The following is a 3,751-nucleotide window of genomic DNA, read 5'->3' on the forward strand; positions in this document are numbered from 1 at the left end:
CGTTGTTTTCCGCCGCACCTGGGGCCCCGCTCTCTTCCGGGGCGCCCACATAATTGGTGGTCAACTGGGTGGGGGCCGCCCCCAATGGGCGGGGCGCCCCCCACCCGAGTGAGTACGGATACGAGGCTCTGCGCGCGCCACGTGCCGGCTCGGGCGCCGCATGCCCTGCGAGGCTGCCTGGATGGGCAGACGTTCAGGCGCTGGTCCAGGCGTCGACGAAGGCTTTCCGTCCGGCCGGATCGTCCGATCTGCGGTCTGCGTGCAGGACGCGCCAGGCGGTGAGCTCAAGATCTCGGATCCACAGTTCTCCGATGACCTGTGTCTTGAGGTCGGGCAAATGGTCGGACTCGGAGAGGGCTTGACCGATCACCTCCCCGGCCGCGACTCGCTGGGGAGGGGTCATCTCATCGACGGCCGAGAGGATCTGCCGGGCCAGGGCGGTTCCTTCTCCTGCCAGCGAACGCAGCACCAGAGCCTTGATGTTGACGGGGAGCAGATACGCGGTGCCCGAAGATCTCCACAGGTCCGACCAGAAACGTTCTCCTGCCTTGGTGGGGGCAGGCAGCGCGGCCAGCAGCCCGAGGAGATGGCCGGTGGCCGCATAGCCGTCCGAGTGGGCAGCTGCGACGACTGCGATGCCGGCGACGCGCTCCACATCGAGATGGCCGGCCCCTAGATGCGAAGCCAGACCCAATTGGTGTTCCAGCTGGTGTGCCAGGGGGGCGGATACGTGGGGGTGGACCTGAGGAAGCATCGGCGATCCTTGCGCGTAGGCGAGCGGAGATGCCCGTTCGGAAGCCTTGATCGTTCCCATGACAAGCCGATCTACTCGGCTCAGGCAGGCCCAATTGGCGGCAGTATCAACGGGGCTGGAGTTCACGCGGTGGCGAACCGGCCCGTGCCCGTCGACGTGGCCCCGGGGTTCTGGGCCGACCTCCCGTCATGCTGTCGGGGTGGGGTCTCCTACCATGACCGCATGGTTGCCAGTGATGCCCAGGAACCCGAGGGAGGACGAGAAGCCGTGTCCCGCGACGCCGCTGAATTCGACCATGTTCACGTCGCCCCAGCGCGTGGAGAGCGCCGTGAAGACGGGCTGCCCGGCGGATCACAAGGCGACGATGCGGGGGAGAAGGCTCACTCGGTTGCTGCTCTGATGGAGCGGGCGGCAGACCTGGCCGAACCGATCAAGCCGAGGCTGCGTGGCTGGCTCCATGCCGGAATGGTCCCTGCCGCACTGATCGCAGGCGTCGTACTCATCTGCCTGGCCCGTACTCCGCAGGCGGCCCTGGCCTGCGCCGTGTACTCGGTCACCGCCTGGCTGCTGTTCGCGACGAGCGCCATCTACCACCGCGGTACCTGGGGGCCGCTCGGCGAGGCCCTTCTGCGACGTCTCGACCACGCCAACATCTTCCTGATCATCGCCGGCACCTGCACCCCGCTGGCCGTGCTCCTCCTCCCGCCGGACCAGCGGTCGGTGCTGCTGTGGATCGTGTGGGCGGGCGCGTCGGCCGGAATCGCGTTCCGGGTCCTGTGGGTCGGAGCTCCGCGCTGGCTGTACACCCCGTGTTACCTGGCCCTGGGGTGGGCGCCGGTGCGCTACCTGCCTGACTTCCTGCACACCGGCGGAGCAGCCGTACTCGTCCTGATCGTTGTCGGCGGTCTCCTCTACAGTGCGGGCGCGGTGGTCTACGCCCTCCAGCGGCCTGACCCCTCACCCCGCTGGTTCGGCTTCCACGAGGTCTTCCACGCGCTGACCGTGGCGGCCTTCACCGCGCACTACACCGCCATCTTCCTGGCCACTTACTGACCGCGACAACGTTCTGGCTTGGCTGTACAGGGCCTGAGTGAGCAGACGCCCGCCCCGGACCCGCGCCCCGAGCAGGAGGGGGCACCGGCGGTGGCGGGTGAGGTGCCTGAGCGACGGGCGGTCAGCCGCAGGTACGGGAAGACCCGCTCATCCCCCGTGCACAGGTTTCGCCAGCTCCGCGTTGAACTGAGCGCCGACCAGAAGGGACAGGTTGGACAGCCACAGCCAGACCAGGAAGACCACGCCGCCCGCCAGTGAACCGTACAGACGGTCATAGGTGCTGACGTACGAGGTGTACGCGGCGAATCCGAATGAGGCGGCCAGCAGGAGTACCACCGCCAATGCGCCGCCGGGCGCCATCCTCCTGACGGGGCGGGAGGACGCCGGGCCTGATCGGTACAGGACGAGCACCAGGGCGACGGCGACCGCGGCCACGACCGGCCACCGCAGTGTGTCCCAGGCGGCCTGCGGCCCGGTACCCAGATCCAGCGCCCGGCCCAGACGCCGGGCCAGGCTGCCACTGAGCAGCAACGCGAGGGTCGACGTGAGAAGCAGGGAGATCAGGACGAGGGCCGTGGCGATGATGCGCGGCGCGGTACGCCAGACCGGCCGGTCCGCGCTGATGCGATGCATGGCGTACAACGCCCGGCGGAAGACGCTCAGATAGCTGCACCCCGACCACAGGGCTCCCGTCCCTCCGACGAAGATCAGCGTCCATGCCGCTGACGACTGCCCGGCCATCTGCCGCAGGGTGCTGCGCACCAGAGCGCGGGACGTGGCCGGGGCGGCCTGCGCCACGCGGTCGATGACCTCCGGCTTGGCCGTGGGCATGGTCAGGCCCAGGATCGAGAGGATCACCAGCAGCAACGGGAACAGGGCCAGGACCGCGTAATAGGTCAGCGCGGCGGCCCAGTCCGTGACGTCGTCGTTCCAGACGGCCACCGGCGTCCGTCGCAGCGCCGCCCACCACCGAGCCCTGTGACCGTCTGCACCATCCATGACGCGGATGTTCCCACTCTCCGTCCTCGGACCACTCATCCAGTACTGCGCGAAACCCGCGCCCCTGCCGCTCCCAGCCTCCGCGTGGTGAACAGAGCCGTCGTCATGTTCCCCCGCCCACCGGGGACTTGGGGGTGTCGGCCCGGTGGCGACCCGGGCGCGACGGTTCCACGGAGGGGAAGGCGTCGGCATGTGGCGGGTGAGGGGGCGGTGAGGCGGTTGAGGCGGATCTCAGTGGCTGCGTGTCCAGCCCTCGGTGGTGCCGCGAAAAGGGGGCTCCCGAAACGACGCCGGGCAGGACCCCTTTGGAATCCTCGGTGGAGAAGGAAGGGTCAGTGCTCAAAGGCGTCCTTCGTCTTTTCCTTGGCCTCGCGGGCATCACCCGTACTCTTTTCCGCCTGTCCCTCAGCAGCCACACAGTCGTTCCCGAGGGCTTCCCACGGCTTCCTTGGCTTTGCCCTCGGCCTGCTCGCTCTTTGCCCTGGCCTTCTCGCCGGCAGTCATGGAAGAACACCTCCTGACAGGTCGTGTGCCGCTGTCGCGACAACGCGCTTGTGCCCCGGCGTTCCCTTCACAAACAAAACGTCGTTGGTGAATGACGACGGAATTGCAGGGCAAAGGAGCGTGCAGGAGGTTGATAGACATGGTTCCCCTGCTGCTTGTTCTGCTTCTCGCACTGCTCCTCTTCGGGGCCGGCTTCGCCATCAAGATCCTCTGGTGGGTCGCCGTCGCCGTCCTGGTGCTGTGGCTTCTCGGCTTCGTCATGCGCTCCACCGCCGCCGGTGGGGGGCGAGGCCGCTGGTACCGATGGTGATCCGGCCCGTACGCGCGCCTTCCTCACGGGCCTCACGGGGTCTTGATGCAGTCGGCGCCGTGCGGCCGCGCAGGCGCCTGCCTGCCGCGGTCACCCGGGGCGGAGTCCCCGCTTCGGCCGGCGCCAAAGGC

4 protein-coding genes and 1 pseudogene are annotated in these 3,751 nt (G+C 68.5%); 2 read left to right on the forward strand and 3 right to left on the reverse strand.

Annotation, left to right across the window (positions count from 1 at the left end):
• Nucleotides 1-193: 193 nt before the first annotated feature.
• Nucleotides 194-814 carry a hypothetical protein gene (locus tag ACFWA7_RS39680; protein WP_385550251.1) on the reverse strand — a complete coding sequence of 207 codons (621 nt, stop codon included), beginning with the start codon at nt 812-814 and terminating at the stop codon, nt 194-196.
• Between the two features lie 339 nt (nt 815-1,153).
• Between ACFWA7_RS39680 and ACFWA7_RS39685 the strand changes: the two genes are divergently transcribed.
• The gene (locus ACFWA7_RS39685; RefSeq protein WP_385550253.1) at nt 1,154-1,807 is read left to right on the forward strand and encodes a hemolysin III family protein; all 654 of its coding nucleotides are present in this window, start codon (nt 1,154-1,156) and stop codon (nt 1,805-1,807) included.
• Between the two features lie 147 nt (nt 1,808-1,954).
• Here ACFWA7_RS39685 and ACFWA7_RS39690 read toward each other — a convergent pair whose 3' ends face one another.
• Together ACFWA7_RS39690 and ACFWA7_RS39695 are read right to left on the reverse strand one after the other, a co-directional pair.
• Nucleotides 1,955-2,806 carry a YihY/virulence factor BrkB family protein gene (locus ACFWA7_RS39690; RefSeq protein ID WP_385828020.1) on the reverse strand — a complete coding sequence of 284 codons (852 nt, stop codon included), beginning with the start codon at nt 2,804-2,806 and terminating at the stop codon, nt 1,955-1,957.
• 332 nt (nt 2,807-3,138) lie between these two features.
• Nucleotides 3,139-3,310: pseudogene (locus ACFWA7_RS39695) on the reverse strand (CsbD family protein).
• Between the two features lie 139 nt (nt 3,311-3,449).
• Between ACFWA7_RS39695 and ACFWA7_RS39700 the strand changes: the two are divergent.
• Entirely contained in the window at nt 3,450-3,620 is a 171-nt protein-coding gene (locus tag ACFWA7_RS39700) for a hydrophobic protein (RefSeq protein WP_382363955.1), read from the forward strand.
• Nucleotides 3,621-3,751 lie beyond the last annotated feature (131 nt).

It is taken from the genome of Streptomyces sp. NPDC059994 (genome assembly GCF_042737755.1).
Taxonomy (GTDB): Bacteria; Actinomycetota; Actinomycetes; order Streptomycetales; family Streptomycetaceae; genus Streptomyces.